The following is a 19,646-nucleotide window of genomic DNA, read 5'->3' on the forward strand; positions in this document are numbered from 1 at the left end:
TAAAGATACAAAGATGCCAAGGTTATTCCTTATTCTAAATAAGTTTTCTTATTTTTGAGTTTACTTGAAATTAAAAAAATAATATTTATTATGAGATTAATTTATACGTTATTCTTTTTGGTGCTTTTTCAATTTTCTGGTGCACAAAATGAATGGAAACATAGTGAAATCACTTATACCGATGCACTAATTCAATCAAAAAAGGAAAATAAACCCATTTTCATCATGTTGTACGCTACTTGGTGTCCACATTGTAATGTAATGAAATCTACGGTTTTTAGTGATCCGAAAGTAATGGATTTTTTGGATAAAAATTACATCAGTGTCTGGAAAGATATTGAAAAAGAGGAAGGCAGGAAGTTAAAAGAGCAATACCAAACAAAAGGATTGCCAGCTTTTATTTTTATTGACAGCGATGAAACGGTTTTATACAGCATTAAGGGAGAGATAAAAACGGATTTTTTTATGTACGAAGCTAAAAATGCATTGAATCCGCTGCTGCAGTTGCCCTATTTAGAAAAACAATTTTTAGCTGATCCAAGCAATGCCAACAAATGCTTGGCGTACATTCAGACGCTTAGAAAAGGTGCTGACAGAGCGCGCTTGTCAGAACCGACACATTTGTATCTGGCCACACAAACTGATCAGCAATTGGCTTCAGAAACCAATTGGCGCATTATTGCAAATGGCGTAAGTGATATTGAATCGCGCGAATTTAAGTACGTTTTAACGCATAAAAAAGACTTTGAGAACGCTACATCACCAGCGCGTGTCGAACGAAAAATTATCAATATTGTTTCTGAATTGTTGGAGCCGCAAACAACAAGTTTGGACAGTATAACCTATTTTAAAAATAGAGCAATAGCCAAAACGATAACGTTACAAACAATTGATTCTCTTATATTTTCGTATGATTTGACTTTGGCAGAGCGCAGTGAAAATTGGGGATTGTACAAAAGAACGACATTGAACGACACCCAAAAATATGTTTGGAACATTGACAGCAAACTGAAAGAAATTGGGCAAGTATATCTTAAGGAAATAGAAGATGTTTCCGCCTTAAATAAAGCTATTGATTGGGCACAAAGAGCGATTGAATTGAATTATTCTTCGGATGGAAACTTATTGCTTTCGCGTTTGTATTTGAAAATTAATGATAAAAAATCAGCGGAAGCTTATGCTCAAAATGCAAGAGATATTGCTGTAGAAATGGACTGGAGTACCAAAGAAGCGGATGATTTATTAAAAGAGATCAAGGCTGTATAAATTAATTTGATAGTATCTTTGCACTTTTACAAATACTATGGATTTTACTTTACTCTCTTCTCCCCTACAAGGATTTACTGATTTTCGATTTAGAAATGCCCAAAACAAATTTTTTGGCGGAATTGACACTTTTTACGCGCCTTACATTCGATTGAACGGAAAATTAGAGATTAAAAACTCGTACCAACGCGATTTACTGCCTGAAAACAACTGTAGTTTAGAGGTAATTCCGCAAGTAATTACCAATGATCCTGACGAATTTATTTTTGTGGCAAAGTACGTTAGATCATTAGGATACAAAGAATTGAACTGGAATTTAGGCTGTCCTTATCCGATGGTTACAAAATGCGGAATGGGTTCTGGATTGATTAAAAACACAGCACAAATTAATACTATTTTAGAAAGAGCACACGCTGAAACTGATATTATTGTATCTATGAAAATGCGTTTGGGCTACGACACTACCGAAGAAATTCTTGATGTTTTGCCTATTCTAGAAAAATTTCCTATAAAAAATATTGCCATTCACGCCCGTATAGGAAAGCAACTGTATAAAGGTGGCGTTCATTTGGACGCATTTCAACAATGCATTGACAACAGCAAACAGAAATTATATTACAATGGCGATATTACTTCGGTAGCAAAGTTTCATGAAATGCAACAACGTTTTCCTACTATTGACCATTGGATGATTGGACGTGGTTTGATAGCCGATCCATTTTTGCCGAGCATGATAAAAAACAATACTACTGAATATCCTAAAAACAAAATGGAAGTATTTAGTGCTTTTCATGATACTTTGTATGAAGGTTATAGCGAATCTTTATCTGGACAAACGCATATTTTGCTAAAAATGCATCACCTCTGGGAATACTTTTCGGTCATATTTTCAGATCCACATAAAGTTCATAAGAACATCAAAAAATCTAAAAGTATACGAAATTATGAAGCTACCGTGAAGGAGATTATTAGTAAAGAAAAATAGTTTTTATAGCTAAACTATCTACGAATAACTTCTTTTTAATATTTGATACCAGTATCTCTATTGAAAAAAATCTAACTCACGCGACTTTAAAAAGCAGGCTTTATTTTTAAATAAAAATGAATAGAAATTGGTCATATATAACACGGAATAGAAGAAATTTAACCCACATTTGAATAATCAACTTCATCGCAATGAGGCACAAAAAAAAAGAGTTTGACTGGCAAACTCTTTCTTATACTTGTATGATTTTAAAAACTACGCCTTAATCCAATTGATAATTTGAGGATCTGTTGGTAAAGTTTTTGGTTGAATTACATGTACTAATTCTCCTTGTTCGTTAATTAAATACTTTTGAAAATTCCATGAAACTTCTGAATCTTCTAAACCGTTTTTAGATTTTTCAGTCAAGAATTTATAAATCGCAGCCATATCATCTCCTTTAACCGAAATTTTACCCATCATCGGAAACGTTACTCCATAATTTTGCTGACAAAATTCGCCAATTTCTTCATTGCTTCCAGGTTCCTGAGAAGCAAAGTTATTTGCAGGAAAACCAACAATTACAAATCCTTTATCTTTATATTCTTTGTAAATCTCTTCTAAACCTTTGTACTGCGGAGTTAATCCACATTTTGAAGCTGTATTTACAATTAGTATTTTTTTTCCTTTCAATGAAGCAAAATCAAAAGTATCTCCCGATAAATCTTCCACCTTAAACTGATAAATTGTTTCTTTTGTCATCGCTTTTTCCGCTTTAATTTCTTTTTTCTTATTGGATTGTGCTTGATTCTGGCAGCTAAAAAGCAGCATTATTCCACAAACAACTCCTACTAACTTTTTCATATTCTTATATTTTTTATAAAATTAATCAAATTCAAAAGCAACTGCTTGTTCTTTTAGAATTAATTATGATTCAACACTTGTTAAAAAAAAAAGAATGATCGTACTTCCTAATTTGGTATGTGATACTTATTACGATAAACGACTAGTTACTTATACGTTACCAGAACTATTAATTACAAGAGTATTAAAGGCGTAAATTACATTTCTTCAACCGATTCATTTTCATGTCTCAATTCGATTGTGTTGTAATTTGACTATACTTAAAGTCAGCTTTACATAAATTTTGCTTTACACAAATTTTGCAATATAGCTGCACAACTAGTTTCTAAAAGATATGGTTTACAGTACAATGGGTTTTGAGATCGTGTTTACATCAAGCGACTTATTCAAAGCAAGGAATACATAAAGAGTAATGTACAAGAATTTCAGTGGCTCTAATTTATCACTCAGTAGTAAATTAATCGAATAGTTTTTATAAAAGAATATAAAGTGCCTCTTGTAAAAATTCAAGATAATTACGAATACTATTGTTTTATCTAGATTTGGTTAAATTTAAAAGTAGTTATTCGCTAAAGTCTCGTATTTAAATGCATTAGTATTTAAAATGAATTGTATAAGTTTGTAATACTTTAATCAAAATCATTATGACCCAAGACGAGTTATTAGTTTTAATTTATAAAAAAGACGAAAAAGCTTTTACCTATTTATACGATATGTATTCTAAAAGTTTATTTGCGGTCATCAACACATTAATTAGAAATCGAGAAGAAGCCGAAGATGTTTTACAAGAAGTTTTTGTGAAAATCTGGAAAAATATCGATTCGTATCACGAAAGTAAAGGGCGTTTTTACACGTGGATTATTAATATTGCTCGAAATACTTCCATTGATAAACTGCGTTCTAAAAATTTTAATAACAGTCAAAAAAACCTTTCTTCCGATAATTTCGTACATCTATTAGACGACAGTAATAAATTAACCAATAAAATTGATACGATTGGAATTCAAGAGTTTGTAAAAAAACTGAAACCAAAATGCATTCAGATTATTGATTTATTATTTTTTAAAGGATACACCCAACAAGAAGCGTCAGACGAATTGGCGATTCCTTTAGGAACTGTCAAAACACAGAACAGAAATTGTATTAACGATTTACGACTTTATTTAAAATTATAATGGATACAAAACTATACATCGACTCCGGAATTTTAGAACTTTATGTTTACGGTTTATTAACTGAAACTGAAAACCTAGAAGTGGACGCTTTGGCTAAACAGCATAGCGAAATAAATGAGGAGATCATTTCAATCGAAAAAGCTATCGTTGCTTTATCTGCAAGTTTTTCGCCTTTTCATTCGGTTGCTAATTATGAAAAAATAAAAGCTAAACTAGAACTGAAATATGGAAAAGTGGTTGAAATGAAACCAACCAAATCACCATTTACGTATTTGGGCTGGGCTGCTGCGGTACTTTTAATGATTGGCTTTGGCTATCAATACCAGCAACTAGACGAAACGAACAATCAAGTGGTGGTTGTAAATGCAGAAAAGGAAAACTTAACGAAGTTGGTTGATTCGATGGCGGTACAAAACAAGACAATCGCAACGAGTTTAGCTGTTGTTCGTGACCCCAAAAACACGGTTATCTCTTTGGGAGGGCAAGCGGTTGCTCCACAATCATCGGCAAAAGTATATTGGAACAAAGAAACGCAAGTAGTTTATGTAGATGCTTCTGGTTTACCTAAGCCACCAAGAGGAAAAGTCTATCAAGTTTGGGCTTTACAATTAGCACCTGTTTTAACACCAACTAGTATTGGTTTATTGAAAAAATTTGACACTAACGCCCAAAAATTATTTGCGGTTAGTGCTACGGGTTATGCTGAAGCGTTCGGAATTACATTAGAGCCAGAAGGCGGAAGCGCTTCTCCAACTATGGAACAATTATATACGTTAGGAAAAGTATAAATTTATTTTTCCTTTTGAATACCAAACAAAAAAGGTTCAACGATATGTTGAACCTTTTTTTTGATCATATATTTTAACATCTTATTTCTTGTAATACTTTCTATATTTCGGGTACGTTATAGCTCCTATTAAAGTCATCGTTCCTAATGTATACCAAATCCAATCTAATGATTTTGATTCTCCGCTGGCGTAAGAGTGCAAGCCAACTAAGTGAAAGTTTACACCATAATACGTAAACAGAATAGATACAAACGCAAACATACTCATTAAATTAAAAATCCATTTACCACGCAAAGCTGGTACAAAACGAGCATGAATTACAAAAGCATAAATCATAATACTAATTAAGGCCCACGTTTCTTTTGGATCCCATCCCCAATAACGTCCCCAACTTTCGTTTGCCCATTGTCCTCCTAAGAAGTTTCCAATAGCCAACAAAATTAAACCAATCGTTAAAGCCATTTCATTAATATAGCTAACCTCTTGAATGTGCAAGTCCATTTTTGCTTTGTTCTTCGAATTGGTAAAGAAAATTAAAAGTAAGGCGACAAAACCTAAGATCATTCCTAATGCAAATGGACCGTAACTTGCCACGATAACTGCTACGTGAATCATTAACCAATAAGAGTTAAGAACAGGCTGTAAATTAGCAATTTCTGGATCAATCCAGTTTAGATTTGCTGCGAAAAAAATCATAGCGGTTACAAAAGCAGAAGATGCTACGGTAAGCTTTGATTTGCTATCAAATGCTAAACCAAAAAACATCGTTGCCCAAGCTACATAAACAATAGATTCGTAGGCATCACTCCAAGGAGCGTGACCCGAAATATACCAACGTGCAATTAAGTCAATGGTATGAAGTATAAATATTACTACTATTAGTATATGAAAACCATTAACTGTGATGCGTAAAAACTTTTTATCGAAGAAAATACTGCATAATGTAAAAATTAGCATTAAAATACCTGATATAGAGTACCAATAAATCATTTTTGGTAAAATATCATACTTATTGTAAGCAATCTCAAGATCAACTTTTTGATCACTTGGATGTACACTTGCACCAAACTTCTTCTGAAAACCACTGATACTTTCTAGCAGCTCGTCGGCAGTTTTATAATCTTTTGTTTTAGAAGCATTATTTAATGCTCCGAAATACAATGGTAAAATTTGTTTGGTATAGGTAGCATCCATCCCTTTTAATCCCGCTTCATTCAACTCCAGATACGAAATCCATTTGTTGTTTGCATCATTTGGAATTGGGAAGATTTTTAAAATTCTTCCGCTAAGCGCCGCTTCCATCAAGTTTACTTTCTTATCGGTTTCGATAAAATCTTTCTCAAATTGATTTGGATTTGCCGATTTATACGCACTTTCTAAATATTTAGATAATTTGTAATTTCCTTTAGCATCAAAGAACGAAACAAAGGGTGCGAATTTAGCATCTTTTTCTACACCAAGTAGTTTGCGAATGCTATCGTTACCTGATTTAATGTAAATAATCGGAATCTCGATCCACACTTGCGCATATTGTGTCATCGACAATAATACTTGGTCAGAGTTCATTCCTTTGTAATTATCACTTTGACTTACCTTTCGAAGCAATTCAGAAGAAAATGTATTGATCGGTTTCATACGACCACCAGCATCCTGAATAATTAAGCGTCCAAATTTAGCTGCATGTGCTTCCGGTGCTTTAAAAGCTTGCAAAAGCGAATCTAATTGCACACGAGTGGGCGGAATCGAATTACTGTGTACGTGATCTTGCTTGGCTTCAGCAGTAGCTGCAGCTGCTTTACTCGAATCTACTATTTCAGTAGTATGATCGTGTTCATGATCATGGTCGTGGTCGTGATCATTTTCTTGCGCGAAACCACTTAAGCTAACTAATAAAAATAAGGAGGTAAGCAATTTACTTTTTTTAACTTGCACTTTTTCTAATTTTAGTTTTATATCTGCAAAACGAGAATGCTTAGTAAACATAATCGCCATTAGTCCCAAGTACAGTAAGAAATACCCAAAATAGGTAATTGAAGTTCCCCAGAAATCATGGTTAACAGATAATACTGTTCCTTTTTCATCTGGATCAAAAGACGATTGAAAAAAGCGATATCCTTTATGATCTAAAACATTGTTCATAAATATTCGTGCATCAAACTTTTCTGCTCCATCTAAAACGGTTACTTTACTCTCAAACGAAGAATAGCTTTTTTCTGTTCCTGGATATTTTGCAGCAATAAAATCATTTAATTTTAATTTAAAGGGCAATTCATACACCTTACTTCCGTAGAATAAAGAATATTCTATAGCTCCGATTTTAACTGTTTTTGGTTCTCCTAGTGCTCCTTTGGATCCCAAAAGCGTCACCTCTTTTTCTTGACCTTCTGCTTTAATTTTTACAACTAAAGCATCAGTGTGTGCTTTGGCTTTAAAATCATTATCCGATCCGTAAGCAACCACACCTTTTACAGCTGGGTCTGGGAAAACGACGCGCATATCGCCGATGCTGTACAACGAACGCATCATTAGCGGTTGCACTATATCTTTATCAACTTTACCTTCAAGCTTATCGGCCATTCGCATAAAGTTTCCCTCAAAAGGCGTCTGAATTGTGTATTCTTTACCTGTCGTAGTAATATTTATCGCACCATCTGTTGGTTTATTCAATGCAAATAATACATTGTGAATGTTTTGTACTTCGCCTTCTTTTAAAAAATGTTCATGACGCCCGCCATCTCCAGCTTCTACTATTTTCAGATATAAAATTCCAGCATCATCTGGCTTAATTTCCTCTTTAGCTCCCATTATAAAATCTACATATTCAACCTCAAAAGGCGTTTCTGCAAATTGACCTGACATGCTAAAGTTATTATTAGTTACTGGCGATAATAGAAGGTCTTTATCAAATGCTCGGCGTCTCATTTCACCCTTATATTCCCCATCAGCAAAAACGGTGATAAAGGTCTTATCAGAATAAATTCTGTTTTCGGTAGCGCCTTCGCGAATTGGCATCATTCCTTCATAACTGATATATCTTGTGATGAAAGCTCCTATAAGAATAAATATAAAAGCGAGGTGCAATATAAGTGTTGCCCATTTTTCTTTCTTATTTAATTGGTATCTCTTAATATTTCCTGCGAAATTTATTAAGAAGAAAACCATAATAACTTCGAACCACCAGGCATTATAAATCCAAATTCTAGCGGTATCGGTATTGTATTTACTTTCGATAAAAGTTCCGGTAGCCATTGCAATTGCAAATGTTAAAAAAAGAACAGCCATTAAACGTGTAGAAAACAAAAACGAGAATATCTTTTTATCCATTATTTTGGGGATTACAGTATATAAAAAAGTCGCACAAAAGTACTTAAAATTGTTGACTTTAAGATTCGCAACATTGTTAATTATAACCAAAAATGCTATTTGTTTTAAAAAAAGAATATATTTTTTATAACTATATATTAAGAGTTTTGCCCCTATCGTGCGATCAAAATCATTAAAAAAATTCTTAATTTTGCGAAATGATTAAAATTGTAATAATCGGTTCTGGAAACGTTGCGCAGCATTTGGTAGCAGCATTTGAAAATAATGCTGCTGTCGAAATTATTCAGATATATTCTCGAAAAGAAAACTCAAAAATTGCGGGTATTGATACCTACAGGATGGTGTATGATTTAGCTTTTTTAAAAGAAGCCGATTTATATATTATTGCAGTTAGCGACGATGCGATTATTGATGTAGCAGCGCAACTTCAGTTCATCAATAGATTGGTGGTTCACACCTCGGGAACAGCACCTCTCACTGCTATAGACATAAAAAACAGAAAGGGTGTTTTTTATCCCTTACAGACCTTTACTAAAAATAAAGCGGTTGATTTCAATACCATTCCAATTTGCTTAGAAGCAGAAAACAGCACCGATTACCGGGTTTTGGAGGCTGTTGCCAAAAGTATTTCGAATGCGGTTTATCCCATTAATAGTGATCAACGTAAAGCATTGCATGTTGCAGCAGTTTTTGTCAATAATTTTACCAATCATTTGTATCAAATTGGAGAAGAAGTGTGCAGAGAACATCAGGTTTCTTTTGAAGTTTTAAAACCTTTAATCAATGAAACAGTGGCAAAATTAAACGATTTGGCACCAGTCGATGCTCAAACTGGCCCAGCAAAACGAAACGATCAATCTACAATTGAAGCTCATTTGGATTATTTAACCAATAATAATCAAAAAAATATTTATAAAATTCTAACTCAATCTATACTCGATAATGGCAAAAAGCTATAAAGAAATAATGAACAACATCACTACTTTTATTTTTGATGTAGATGGCGTTTTAACGGATGGATCTGTAGTAGTAAATACAAAAGGAGAAATGCTTCGTACGATGCATACACGTGACGGTTTTGCTATGAAGGCTGCAGTTGAAGCTGGTTATAATGTCTGCGTAATTTCTGGAGGAAGCAATGAAGGGGTTCGTTTGCGTTTGCGCAATTTGGGGCTAACTGATATCCATTTGGGCGTTGCTAATAAAGTAGAAACTTTTGATGAATATACCGACGTTTATAATATCAAACCCGAACAAGTTTTATACATGGGAGACGATATTCCTGATTTTCCAGTTATGAAATTAGTGGGCTTGCCTACTTGTCCACAAGATGCTTGTCCTGAGATAAAAGGAATTTCAAGCTATATTTCGCACGTAAAAGGCGGAAAAGGAGCTGTTCGTGATGTAATCGAGCAAGTAATGAAGGTACAAGGAAAGTGGATGGAAAATTTTAATGGGAAACACGATTAAGGGAAGTTTTTACTTGTTAGTGCTTAATTATTAATGGAGCGTATGTCTCTTAATAATACTAATTCTAAACCTTTCTCCGTCAGTACCTCTCAACCATTGTAACTCTTTCGCTCAGAAAATCTGAACCTTGAAAAAAAAATGAAGTACCTTCAACTTATTCGCTACCAAAACCTCCTTTTATTGGCTTTCATGCAATTGGTTTTTAGGTTTGGATTTATGATTTTTGATAACAGCACGTTCGCTTTAAATATTTTTCAATACGGTTTATTGGTATTGAGTACCGTATTAATTGCGGCGGCAGGATATGTAATTAATGATTTATTTGATCAGGAAAGCGACCGGATCAATAAGCCGGACAAAGTGAGTATTGGTAAATGCATTTCTGAAAAAAAAGCCACTACGATTTATTTAGGTTTAAATATAATTGCCATTATAATTGGTTTTTATTTAGCCATTGTTGTCCATAAAGCTCTTTTAGCTTCTCTATTTATTTTAGTGGCTGTAGTGCTTTATTTATATTCGGCAACACTCCAATCAATTATGCTTGTTGGTAATATTACTGTAGCATTAACATTAGCATTTAGTGTTATAATTATCGGTGTTTTTGATTTGTATCCGATTATGAATAGCAATAATCACACTCAAACAGCACCTTTATTTTCAATTTTGATTGAATTTGCAGTTTTTGCTTTTCTAATTAATTTTTTAAGAGAAATAGTAAAAGATATTGAAGATGTAAACGGAGATTATAGTCAAGGCTTACATACACTGCCAATTGTATTTGGAGTGAAACGAGCATCGTTAGCTGTATTTTTCTTTGCTTTTTTTCCACTCATCCTCTTAATTTTCTATATCAAAGAATACTTTTTATCAAAAAATTTATTTTTGGCCGCCTTGTATACTTTCGCTTTTGTAGTGGTGCCACTACTCTATTTTATAGTGAAAATTTGCAGTGCCAAATCAAAAGCTCACTTTCACCATTTGAGTACAGTTTTAAAATGGATTATTTTTTTCGGAATAATCGGTATTATGGTTATTTCATACAACACAAACTTGCAAAATTATGCTTAAAGAAAAATTAGCCTCGTACCAATTAATTTTGGCTTCAGGCTCACCAAGAAGACAACAGTTTTTTAAAGATTTGGATTTAGATTTTGAAATTCGAGTGAAAGAAGTTCAAGAAATTTATCCTCAAGAATTAAAGGCGGTGGAGATCACAGATTATTTAGCACAACTAAAAGCGGATGCCTTTGAAGGAGAATTACAAGAAAAAGAAATTTTAATAACGAGCGACACTATCGTTTGGCACAATAATAAAGCATTAGGAAAACCAAAAGATGAAGCTGATGCGTTTGCTATTTTAAAATCTTTGGCAGACAGTACACATGAAGTTATTACATCAGTTTGCTTTAAAAGTAAATCACAAACGTCTGTTATTTCCGATGTGACGAAGGTTACTTTTGCAGCACTAACAGATCAACAAATAAACTATTATTTAAAAAACTACCAACCTTACGATAAGGCGGGCTCTTACGGTATTCAAGAATGGATCGGATTTGTTGCTGTAACTAAAATTGAAGGTTCTTATACCAATGTTATGGGATTGCCAACTGCAAAAGTCTACGAATATTTAAGTAACTTAGAATAAAAATATAAAATATGTCTCTCATTAATGATTATCTGAAAGAACTTATATCGTCAGGAATTGTTCTGACTTTGTGGTTTATACTGCGAATGCTTTTTGCGAAAGTTGTTCTTAATTACGCCAAGCACAATCAAAATATTGAACATCGAACTAATTTGGTGCTCAAGTACATCAATATATTGTTGAATATTATCGTTTTTATCAGTCTAATTATTATTTGGGGTGTTCAAACCGCAGATATTTTTATCACTATTTCGTCAGTAGCAACAGTCATTGGAGTTGCCATGTTTGCACAGTGGTCGATTTTGAGTAATGTTACTTCAGGTATGATTTTGTTCTTTTCATTCCCTTTTAAAATTGGTGATACTATAAAAATTCATGATAAAGATTTTCCTATCGAAGCTGAAATTATCGATATCAATGCGTTTCACGTTAATTTAAAAACAGCAGATGGCGAACGAATTGTATATCCTAACAATCTATTATTGCAAAAAGGAATATCTATTATTGACATTCCTCGCACCGAACATGAATTCTTTGATTAGATTCTAAAATAATTCAAAACTTTAACAATTCGCAATTTAAAAACACAACTACTTCATATTCATCGCATATTTTAAAAAAAGCTACTCAAATATTCAGAAAAACGACCGTGAATGCTATTATTTTAAATTCGGTTATTGTTTCTGGCACGGTATATGAAAATTGATTTTCAAGTACGAACTTTAAAAATTAGAAATTATGAAAACTTTAAAAATATCTGCCAGTATAGTACTTTTACTATTTGCTTTTGCCTCTGCACAAGCCCAACTTTCGGTTAATGTTAACATTGGTTCAGCTCCGGTTTGGGGACCACCAGTAAGTGCAAATGTTGATTATTATTTTTTGCCCGACATTAATACTTATTACGATTTAAGAGCTTCTCAATATGTATATCAAAATCAAGGCCGTTGGATTCGCTCAAGAAATTTACCTGTTGCATACAGAAACTATGATTTGCGTCACGGAAGAACAATTATAATAAATGATTATCATGGAAGATCCCCGTATGATTATCACCACAAGCACCAAACCAAGTATCGTAAAAACAATAATCACTATTACGGTCACAACAAAAACTATCACAAACATTACGATAAACACTACAATAAACAGTACCAAAAAAATCATAAAAAACATTACAAAAAGCATTATGATGATGATGATGATCATGACGATTAATTTAAAGCACCCTAGTGGTGCTTTTTTTTTGTAATTATATAAATTCGGCGTTAAATCATATAACAAATTTTACTCGTTTATTTATCATTTTTGAAGAACCAAAACCAGTTAAATTTTCCCTCTAAAACCTTCACTACATGATGATCAAAAACGATATGCCAGTTTATATTAAGCTTCCCTTAATATTAGTTAGTTTATTAAGCATCGGACTAATTTTCTACTTAGCAAGAAATGTACTGACTCCAGTGCTTTTGGCATTTTTATTTGCTGTACTTTTATTACCAATCTATACTTTTTTAAATCGCAAATTAAAATTTCCAAACACATTAGCTTCGGCCGTTTCAGTTCTAATTTTCATTTTAGTCATCCTAGCCATTCTAGCATTTATATCCTACCAAGTAAGTATTATTTCTGGCGATTTCGAAATCATAAAAAAGAACGCGACTTCATTTATGTATGACTGTCACAAATACATTAAAGAGCATTTTAGCGTAAGTATATGGGAACAAAAAAAATACATTCAGGATGTTACGAAAGACTCTGTTAAAAAAGGAAATGAAAGCATCGGCACCATGTTGATCTCTTTCACAGATATTTTGTTAGACAGTACCTTAATACCAATTTACACATTCTTATTTCTATTATATAAAAAACATTTTATCCTTTTCTTATCTAAGTTGTTTAAGAAAGACAACCATGAAAAACTGCGCGAAATTTTGTTTCAAATAAAAATATCGATTAATAATTACATCATGGGTTTAATTTTTGAAATGATTGCCGTGTCCGTACTTACAAGCGCTGGCCTTTATTTCATTGGAATAAAATACTTTATTTTACTGGGATTATTGACTGGAATTTTAAACATGATTCCGTACATTGGAATTCTTGTTGCGGGTGTTCTTACCGTTGTTGCTTCGTTTTCTGGATCACCTGATTTCAACATTGTCATGGGAATATTGATTGTAAATATTATTGTACAATTAATTGATAATAATATTTTAGTACCTTTAATAATCAACTCCAAAGTAGAAATTAATGCTTTGGTATCTATCATCGGAATTATAATAGGTGGAGCTGTTGCTGGTATTGCTGGTATGTTTTTGGCGATTCCGCTTTTAGCGATATTAAAGATAATATTTGATAGAGTCGAAGGTTTAGAGCCTTGGGGTTACTTGATGGGTAACCATTTACCGAAAGCATTCACTTGGAAAATTAAGCAAAAATCTGAAACAGAAGTGTCGTAAGCGTTCTATTTTCTTGCATTTTCAATGTGTTTTTTTACTATTAAGAATCAATGTATGTTTCGAAACTTTAAATTATTATTTCTCTTTTTTACGCTTCTTTTCTGGGGAAGCACGTTCGCGCAGGTAAATAAAACGAGAAAGGATTCGACGGATGCTTCATATTCCAAAATAGAAGACTACTCGAAGAAAAATAAGTTCACTAAAATCATGCACAAGCTCGTATTTAGATCTGCTAAACCGAGAAAACGCGAAGTCGAAAATACAGAAACAGCGAATTCTGTATACGCGGAAGGTAAAATCATTCGAAAAATAAATATTGTTACACTCGATCCTTTTGGTCAGTCGGTTACAGATACAACCAGAATGCCAAAAAATTGGGGCGAAAGAGCGGGGAATTCACTGCACTTAAAAAGTAAGAATCTCGCGATTCGCAATTTATTATTATTTAAAAGAGATGAACCGTACAACGGGTACCAGATCAAGGAAACCGAACGTATTATTCGTTCCCAAAAATACATTAGCCGAGTAAAAATTACCGAACAGCTAGTTAGTACAAGCTCAGATTCTGTTGATGTTACGATTCGAGTATTGGACTCTTGGAGTTTGTTGCCTAAATTTGCGATCTCTTCTTCAAAAACCACAATTGGTTTTGATGAGCGTAATGTTTTTGGTACTGGTCATCAATTAAAATACAAATTCACTCAGCGATTTGATGATTCGAAAAATGCCAACAATGTAGAATACTTTGTTCCCAATCTCTTAAACACCTTTATAAGCACCCAACTCTTTTTTAATAATGATTTAGATGGCTACTACAATAAAGGCCTTAGTATTGATCGTCCTTTTTACTCTGCCTTAACTAAATGGGCTGGTGGTGTTTATTTGGCACAAAATTTTCGCCGAGACAGTCTTCAAGCTCCAGATTTATCGTACCAATTACAAAACTTTAAGTACAGTACGCACGATTTTTGGGGAGGTAGAGCTTTTAAAGTTTCCAATAATAAAATGGGCATCGACAAGACGACCAACTTAATTATTTCGGGCCGTTTTTTAAACATAGAGTATGTGGAGCAACCTGATGATTTATATGATAAGCCCAATTTCTTTTCGAACGAAAAACAATTCTTAGTTGGTGTCGGAATAAACACTCGAGAGTTTATCAAAGACCGTTATCTATTTCGATACGGAGTTACCGAGGACGTTCCTGTTGGAACTATATTGGGATTAACTGGAGGATATCAATATAAAAATGAAATTTGGAAGCCCTATGTTGGTGGCCAAGTTTCGTACGGAAACTATTTTAAATGGGGATTTTTGAGCACTAATTTTGAGGTAGGAACATTTTTCTATCAAGGAAATACGTATCAAACAGCATTTAATTTTGAAGTTAATTACTTTACAAATTTAATGCAGTGGGGCGATTGGAAATTTCGCCAATTTATTAAACCACAGTTAATTATTGGTTTAAACAGGGAAGATTCTATTGGTGATTTATTAAATTTAAATGAGAGAAATGGTTTACCCGCCTTTGATACTGATATATACGGACGAAGTAAAGCGATGCTTACGGTGCAAACCCAAACCTATACGCCAAAAGAGATCTGGGGCTTTCGTTTAAATCCATATCTAAATTATACTATTGGTTTTTTGGGTGATGATAATCGCAGTATGGCAAGAAGCAAACCTTTTTCTAAAGTTAGTTTAGGATTACTAATAAGCAATGACTATTTGGTCTTTAGTTCCTTTCAATTATCAATATCCTATTATCCAAACGTTCCTTATGAAGGTGGAAGTTCTTTTAAAACTAATGCATTTCAATCTGCTGACTTCGGATTTCAAAATTTTGAGCTAAATAAACCTCGAACAGTCGATTATAATTAAGTGATAAAGTCAATAGTTATTAGCACTTTTTGGTATACCGATTTGACATTTAAAAGTAAAATTTTTATTTATAACTGTGTAAGAACTAAATTATATTAGCATTTAACCAATCAAATAATAATTTATAAGCTATTTCTCTTGCTTTCTTTTTGGATAGGGCTAAATCGTGCACCGCTCCTTCTACTCCAATAATGCTTTTTTGCGGTGCTTTTATTTTTTGTGCATTTTTAATAATATCGTTGATGTTCAAAATTGCATCGCCAGTAAACATTTCTTCACTCCATTCCGACGGGAAAATTGATTTTTGGGAATGCAATATTAATATCGGCTTATCCAAAATAACACCTTCGCTAATTTGAGAATGCCCTTTGGTAATTGCAGTCAACCACCCAGCATGAATCGGGTTTGCTTTATTGGGTTTCCAATTTAAATCATAATTCCATTCGCCATGATAATCTTGATGCAAGCTTAAGCCATAAAATTCAGAGAATCCTCCAGGAACTTGCAAATCAGGAAACTTTTTTCCTATAGTAGCTACTAACGGAATTAAATATTTTTTCTGATAAACAGGCACATTCATATCATAAAACGGGCTATTGCAATACAATCCTACAAATAAATCTGAGTTTTGACGAGCTGCTGCGTATAATGTAATAATTAATCCTCCTGTAGAGTGACCCGCTAAGATAACCTGCGTATTATTTTCAGTTCTAATAATTTCTAGCGCACGATCTATTTCTTCAAAATATTCAGACAAATCGCGCACATTATTGACCTTTTGATGTGGTAAAATGGAACGTCCATACTTTCTTAAATCAAGCGCATAAAAACGAAAATCATTCTTTAAAAATTCATTTGCCATGCTTTTTTGAAAGAAATAATCATTAAAACCATGTAAGTACAAAACCGCTTTTGAAGTCTCTTTGCTACTTTGCTTGCGAACCAAGGTCGCAGTAACTGCTCCTTCGTAATCGTCCCTCTGAACTAAAGTAGCTTGTTCGAAACCATCTTTTAAAATATCTTCTGTGTAGGCAATCAAATTCATTCTGTTAATTGTGTTAAAAAAACATAATTTTAAAGATAAAACAATCTTTTGGCTTTCTCGGTACTCTATAATTATTACTTTTGAAATTGAGTACACAAAAAAATCTATCATGCATCAAATGTTCCAAAAAACTATTGTTCTATTTTTGTTTATAAACCTACAGTTTTCCTTTGCACAACAGCCCGAAAAACCAAGTGCTGTTGAAATTTACAATCAAATACAGAAATTAAACTTCTTAGGTTCTGTACTTTATGTTGCCGCTCATCCCGATGATGAAAACACCCGATTAATTTCTTTTTTATCGAATGAAACTAAAGCGAGAACAGGCTATTTATCGTTAACTCGTGGCGATGGTGGACAAAATTTAATTGGACCACAATTGCGTGAACTATTAGGAGTAATACGCACACAAGAATTATTGGAAGCTCGAAAAGTAGATGGCGGTGAACAATTTTTTTCACGTGCCAATGATTTTGGATACTCTAAAAATCCTGATGAAACTCTTGAAATTTGGGATAAAGACAAAGTATTAGCAGATGTAATTTGGGCAGTTCGCAAATTTCAACCCGATGTAATCATCAATCGTTTTGACCATAGATCTCCAGGAACTACGCACGGTCATCATACCGCATCGGCCATGCTGAGTGTTGAAAGTTTTAGTTTGAGCAACAATCCTAAAATACACCCTGAACAACTAAAATTTGTACAAACTTGGCAACCTAAACGTCAATTTTTTAATGCATCGTGGTGGTTTTACGGCAGTCAAGAAAAATTTGATGCTGCTGACAAGTCTAAAATGATAGCCATTCAAACGGGTGTTTATTATCCCGAAATCGGCAAATCAAATCAGGAAATTGCTGCTTTAAGTCGCAGTAGACATCAGTCGCAAGGTTTTGGAAGTACAGGAAGTCGTGGTGTGGACACTGAATACATCGAACTTATAAACGGAGAAAAAGTAAATTCTTCTATTTTTGAAGGAATTGATACAACTTGGAATCGGGTTGCAAACGGAAAATCGATTGGTATTTTTATAAATACTATTATCACTAAATATGATTTTACCAATCCGTCGGCAAGTATTGCTGATTTGGTAAAAGCATACCAAATGATTGAAAATTTAAAAGAAGAACATTGGAAACCTTTAAAACTAGAGGCTTTAAAAAAGATTATCTCTGCTTGTTCTGGTTTGTATTTAGAAGTGTCAACAGCACAACAAGAAATGACTCCTGAAAGTTTGCTGCAATTGCACTTAGAAGCTATAAATAGGACTGCTGTGCCTATGCAATTAGAAAGTGTTACCACTCTTCCTGAACAAAAAAAGACGCTACTTAATAGCACTCTAGATTTAAATGACAGTCGTAAACTTGATCTAAAATTACAGTTACCGCAAGATATTAAATATACGCAACCGTATTGGCTAGAAGAGGAAGCAACAGTTGGTATGTATGCTGTATCTAATCAAGAAAATATTGGAGTACCCGATATTATTAGAGAAGTAAAAGTCATTTTTAATGTAAAAATTAACGGAGTTTTAATTCCGTTTGAAAGGACCGTAATTTACAAATACAACGATCCTGTAAAAGGAGAAATGTATAATTACTTGGATATCGTTCCAGAAGTAACTACTTCTATTACTGAAAAAGTAATGTTATTCACTTCTGAAAAGACAAAAACAATTGCCGTAAAAGTTAAGGCAGGAAAAGATGACTTAAACGGAAAAGTACATTTAGATGTACCCAAGTCATGGAAAGTATCTCCAAAAGAAATCACGTTTTCTTTAGAAAGAAAAGGAATGGTGCAAACCGCTTATTTTGAAGTTACTCCTCCTGAAAACTCAGAAGAAGCCGTAATAAAAAGCATTGCAATGGTCAACGGACAAGTTTTTGACAAAGAACAAACCTCTATTGAATATCCTCACATCACCAAACAACAAGTACTGCTTCCCGCAGAAGCAAAATGCATCAGAATGAATTTAGACACTAGCGGAACTTCAGTGGCCTATATCATGGGAGCTGGTGATGATGTTCCTGAGAGTCTAGAGCAAATGGGTTACAAAGTCACTATTTTACAACCGGAAGAAATTACTAGACAGCGCCTAGAAAATTTTGATGCTGTAATAACAGGAATTCGAGCCTACAATACCGTACAAAGTCTTGCTAACAAGCAGTCTATTTTATTTGATTTTGTTAAAAGTGGTAAAAACATGATTGTACAATACAATACTGCTGGACAAATGGTAACAGATCATATTGCTCCGTACACTTTAAAAATTTCAACCGATCGTGTGACCGACGAAAATGCAAAAGTTACTTTTATAGCGCCAAACCATCCCGTTTTAAATACTCCAAATAAAATTACAGCTGCTGATTTTGAAGGTTGGACGCAAGAACAAGGTTTGTATTATCCAAACGTATACGACAAAGCTTTTACACCTATTATCTCGGCTCATGACAAGGGAGAATCTGCCAAAGAAGGTGCATTATTAATCGCTCCATACGGAAAAGGCTATTATATTTACACCGGTTTAAGCTTTTTTAGGGAGTTGCCCGCAGGAGTTCCAGGCGCTTTTCGATTACTGGCGAATATGATAGAGTTAAAACAAACAGTACAAGATCAAAATAAAAAAAGTAAAAATTAAAAATAGCAACCAATGAAACAGGAAAAAGAGAAAAGTTGGAAAAAAAGTTATACGTATGTGCTTGTAGCTAATGCAATTTATATTGCTTTTTTTTATTTAATAATGGAATTATACTCGTAAG

Annotated in this window: 16 protein-coding genes; 13 read left to right on the forward strand and 3 right to left on the reverse strand. The window is 33.5% G+C overall.

Features of this window, described 5'->3' with window-relative positions:
• Positions 1–90 precede the first annotated feature (90 nt).
• Both AP058_RS06525 and AP058_RS06530 read left to right on the forward strand, forming a co-directional pair.
• A complete protein-coding gene (locus tag AP058_RS06525) occupies positions 91–1,266 on the forward strand; it encodes a thioredoxin family protein (RefSeq protein ID WP_066308110.1) in 1,176 nt (391 codons plus the stop codon).
• A 37-nt stretch (positions 1,267–1,303) separates the two neighbouring features.
• Entirely contained in the window at positions 1,304–2,251 is a 948-nt protein-coding gene (locus AP058_RS06530) for a tRNA-dihydrouridine synthase (protein WP_066308116.1), read from the forward strand.
• Between the two features lie 255 nt (positions 2,252–2,506).
• On the opposite strand, the gene AP058_RS06535 is transcribed toward AP058_RS06530, so the two are convergent.
• A complete protein-coding gene (locus AP058_RS06535; RefSeq protein WP_066308119.1) occupies positions 2,507–3,094 on the reverse strand; it encodes a glutathione peroxidase in 588 nt (195 codons plus the stop codon).
• A gap of 644 nt (positions 3,095–3,738) precedes the next feature.
• On the opposite strand from AP058_RS06535, the gene AP058_RS06540 reads away from it, so the two are divergent.
• Positions 3,739–4,269, forward strand: coding sequence for an RNA polymerase sigma factor (locus AP058_RS06540; protein ID WP_066308122.1), 531 nt, complete (start codon positions 3,739–3,741; stop codon positions 4,267–4,269).
• Entirely contained in the window at positions 4,269–5,057 is a 789-nt protein-coding gene (locus AP058_RS06545; RefSeq protein ID WP_066308130.1) for an anti-sigma factor domain-containing protein, read from the forward strand. Before AP058_RS06540 ends, AP058_RS06545 begins: the two co-directional genes overlap by 1 nt.
• 81 nt (positions 5,058–5,138) lie before the next feature.
• Here the strand turns inward: AP058_RS06545 and ccsA are convergent, their stop codons facing one another.
• Positions 5,139–8,381 (reverse strand): cytochrome c biogenesis protein CcsA, encoded by a 3,243-nt coding sequence (gene ccsA / locus AP058_RS06550; protein ID WP_066308132.1) that lies wholly within the window; start codon positions 8,379–8,381, stop codon positions 5,139–5,141.
• A gap of 197 nt (positions 8,382–8,578) precedes the next feature.
• On the opposite strand from ccsA, the gene AP058_RS06555 reads away from it, so the two are divergent.
• The 8 genes from AP058_RS06555 to AP058_RS06590 all read left to right on the forward strand — a co-directional run bounded on the left by AP058_RS06555 (position 8,579) and on the right by AP058_RS06590 (position 15,842).
• Positions 8,579–9,340 carry a Rossmann-like and DUF2520 domain-containing protein gene (locus AP058_RS06555; protein ID WP_066308134.1) on the forward strand — a complete coding sequence of 254 codons (762 nt, stop codon included), beginning with the start codon at positions 8,579–8,581 and terminating at the stop codon, positions 9,338–9,340.
• On the forward strand, positions 9,324–9,851 hold the full coding sequence (locus AP058_RS06560) for an HAD family hydrolase (protein WP_066308136.1): 528 nt from the start codon (positions 9,324–9,326) through the stop codon (positions 9,849–9,851). The genes AP058_RS06555 and AP058_RS06560 overlap by 17 nt, the downstream gene beginning before the upstream one ends.
• A gap of 138 nt (positions 9,852–9,989) precedes the next feature.
• Positions 9,990–10,922 (forward strand): geranylgeranylglycerol-phosphate geranylgeranyltransferase, encoded by a 933-nt coding sequence (locus AP058_RS06565; protein WP_066308139.1) that lies wholly within the window; start codon positions 9,990–9,992, stop codon positions 10,920–10,922.
• Positions 10,915–11,499, forward strand: coding sequence for a Maf-like protein (locus AP058_RS06570; protein WP_066308142.1), 585 nt, complete (start codon positions 10,915–10,917; stop codon positions 11,497–11,499). The genes AP058_RS06565 and AP058_RS06570 overlap by 8 nt, the downstream gene beginning before the upstream one ends.
• Before the next feature lie 11 nt (positions 11,500–11,510).
• Positions 11,511–12,041: a mechanosensitive ion channel family protein gene (locus tag AP058_RS06575; RefSeq protein WP_066308147.1), complete on the forward strand. Its 531-nt coding sequence runs from the start codon at positions 11,511–11,513 to the stop codon at positions 12,039–12,041.
• Positions 12,042–12,237: 196 nt separating this feature from the next.
• On the forward strand, positions 12,238–12,717 hold the full coding sequence (locus AP058_RS06580) for a hypothetical protein (RefSeq protein ID WP_066308149.1): 480 nt from the start codon (positions 12,238–12,240) through the stop codon (positions 12,715–12,717).
• Between the two features lie 137 nt (positions 12,718–12,854).
• The gene (locus AP058_RS06585) at positions 12,855–13,961 is read left to right on the forward strand and encodes an AI-2E family transporter (protein ID WP_066308155.1); all 1,107 of its coding nucleotides are present in this window, start codon (positions 12,855–12,857) and stop codon (positions 13,959–13,961) included.
• Between the two features lie 207 nt (positions 13,962–14,168).
• Positions 14,169–15,842 (forward strand): hypothetical protein, encoded by a 1,674-nt coding sequence (locus tag AP058_RS06590; RefSeq protein ID WP_231739580.1) that lies wholly within the window; start codon positions 14,169–14,171, stop codon positions 15,840–15,842.
• An 85-nt stretch (positions 15,843–15,927) separates the two neighbouring features.
• Here the strand turns inward: AP058_RS06590 and AP058_RS06595 are convergent, their stop codons facing one another.
• On the reverse strand, positions 15,928–16,887 hold the full coding sequence (locus tag AP058_RS06595) for an alpha/beta hydrolase (RefSeq protein WP_066308321.1): 960 nt from the start codon (positions 16,885–16,887) through the stop codon (positions 15,928–15,930).
• A gap of 118 nt (positions 16,888–17,005) precedes the next feature.
• On the opposite strand from AP058_RS06595, the gene AP058_RS06600 reads away from it, so the two are divergent.
• Complete coding sequence (locus AP058_RS06600; protein ID WP_066308323.1) at positions 17,006–19,525, forward strand: PIG-L family deacetylase; 2,520 nt, start codon at positions 17,006–17,008, stop codon at positions 19,523–19,525.
• Positions 19,526–19,646 lie beyond the last annotated feature (121 nt).

The organism is Flavobacterium sp. TAB 87, from assembly GCF_001529295.1.
Classification (GTDB): domain Bacteria; phylum Bacteroidota; class Bacteroidia; order Flavobacteriales; family Flavobacteriaceae; genus Flavobacterium.

Coding starts and splice junctions, on each gene's coding strand:
- AP058_RS06525 (WP_066308110.1), top strand. CDS start 91: ATGAGATTAATTTATACGTTATTCTTTTTGGTGCTTTTTCAATTTTCT.
- AP058_RS06530 (WP_066308116.1), top strand. CDS start 1,304: ATGGATTTTACTTTACTCTCTTCTCCCCTACAAGGATTTACTGATTTT.
- AP058_RS06535 (WP_066308119.1), bottom strand. CDS start 3,094: ATGAAAAAGTTAGTAGGAGTTGTTTGTGGAATAATGCTGCTTTTTAGC.
- AP058_RS06540 (WP_066308122.1), top strand. CDS start 3,739: ATGACCCAAGACGAGTTATTAGTTTTAATTTATAAAAAAGACGAAAAA.
- AP058_RS06545 (WP_066308130.1), top strand. CDS start 4,269: ATGGATACAAAACTATACATCGACTCCGGAATTTTAGAACTTTATGTT.
- ccsA (WP_066308132.1), bottom strand. CDS start 8,381: ATGGATAAAAAGATATTCTCGTTTTTGTTTTCTACACGTTTAATGGCT.
- AP058_RS06555 (WP_066308134.1), top strand. CDS start 8,579: ATGATTAAAATTGTAATAATCGGTTCTGGAAACGTTGCGCAGCATTTG.
- AP058_RS06560 (WP_066308136.1), top strand. CDS start 9,324: ATGGCAAAAAGCTATAAAGAAATAATGAACAACATCACTACTTTTATT.
- AP058_RS06565 (WP_066308139.1), top strand. CDS start 9,990: ATGAAGTACCTTCAACTTATTCGCTACCAAAACCTCCTTTTATTGGCT.
- AP058_RS06570 (WP_066308142.1), top strand. CDS start 10,915: ATGCTTAAAGAAAAATTAGCCTCGTACCAATTAATTTTGGCTTCAGGC.
- AP058_RS06575 (WP_066308147.1), top strand. CDS start 11,511: ATGTCTCTCATTAATGATTATCTGAAAGAACTTATATCGTCAGGAATT.
- AP058_RS06580 (WP_066308149.1), top strand. CDS start 12,238: ATGAAAACTTTAAAAATATCTGCCAGTATAGTACTTTTACTATTTGCT.
- AP058_RS06585 (WP_066308155.1), top strand. CDS start 12,855: ATGATGATCAAAAACGATATGCCAGTTTATATTAAGCTTCCCTTAATA.
- AP058_RS06590 (WP_231739580.1), top strand. CDS start 14,169: ATGCACAAGCTCGTATTTAGATCTGCTAAACCGAGAAAACGCGAAGTC.
- AP058_RS06595 (WP_066308321.1), bottom strand. CDS start 16,887: ATGAATTTGATTGCCTACACAGAAGATATTTTAAAAGATGGTTTCGAA.
- AP058_RS06600 (WP_066308323.1), top strand. CDS start 17,006: ATGTTCCAAAAAACTATTGTTCTATTTTTGTTTATAAACCTACAGTTT.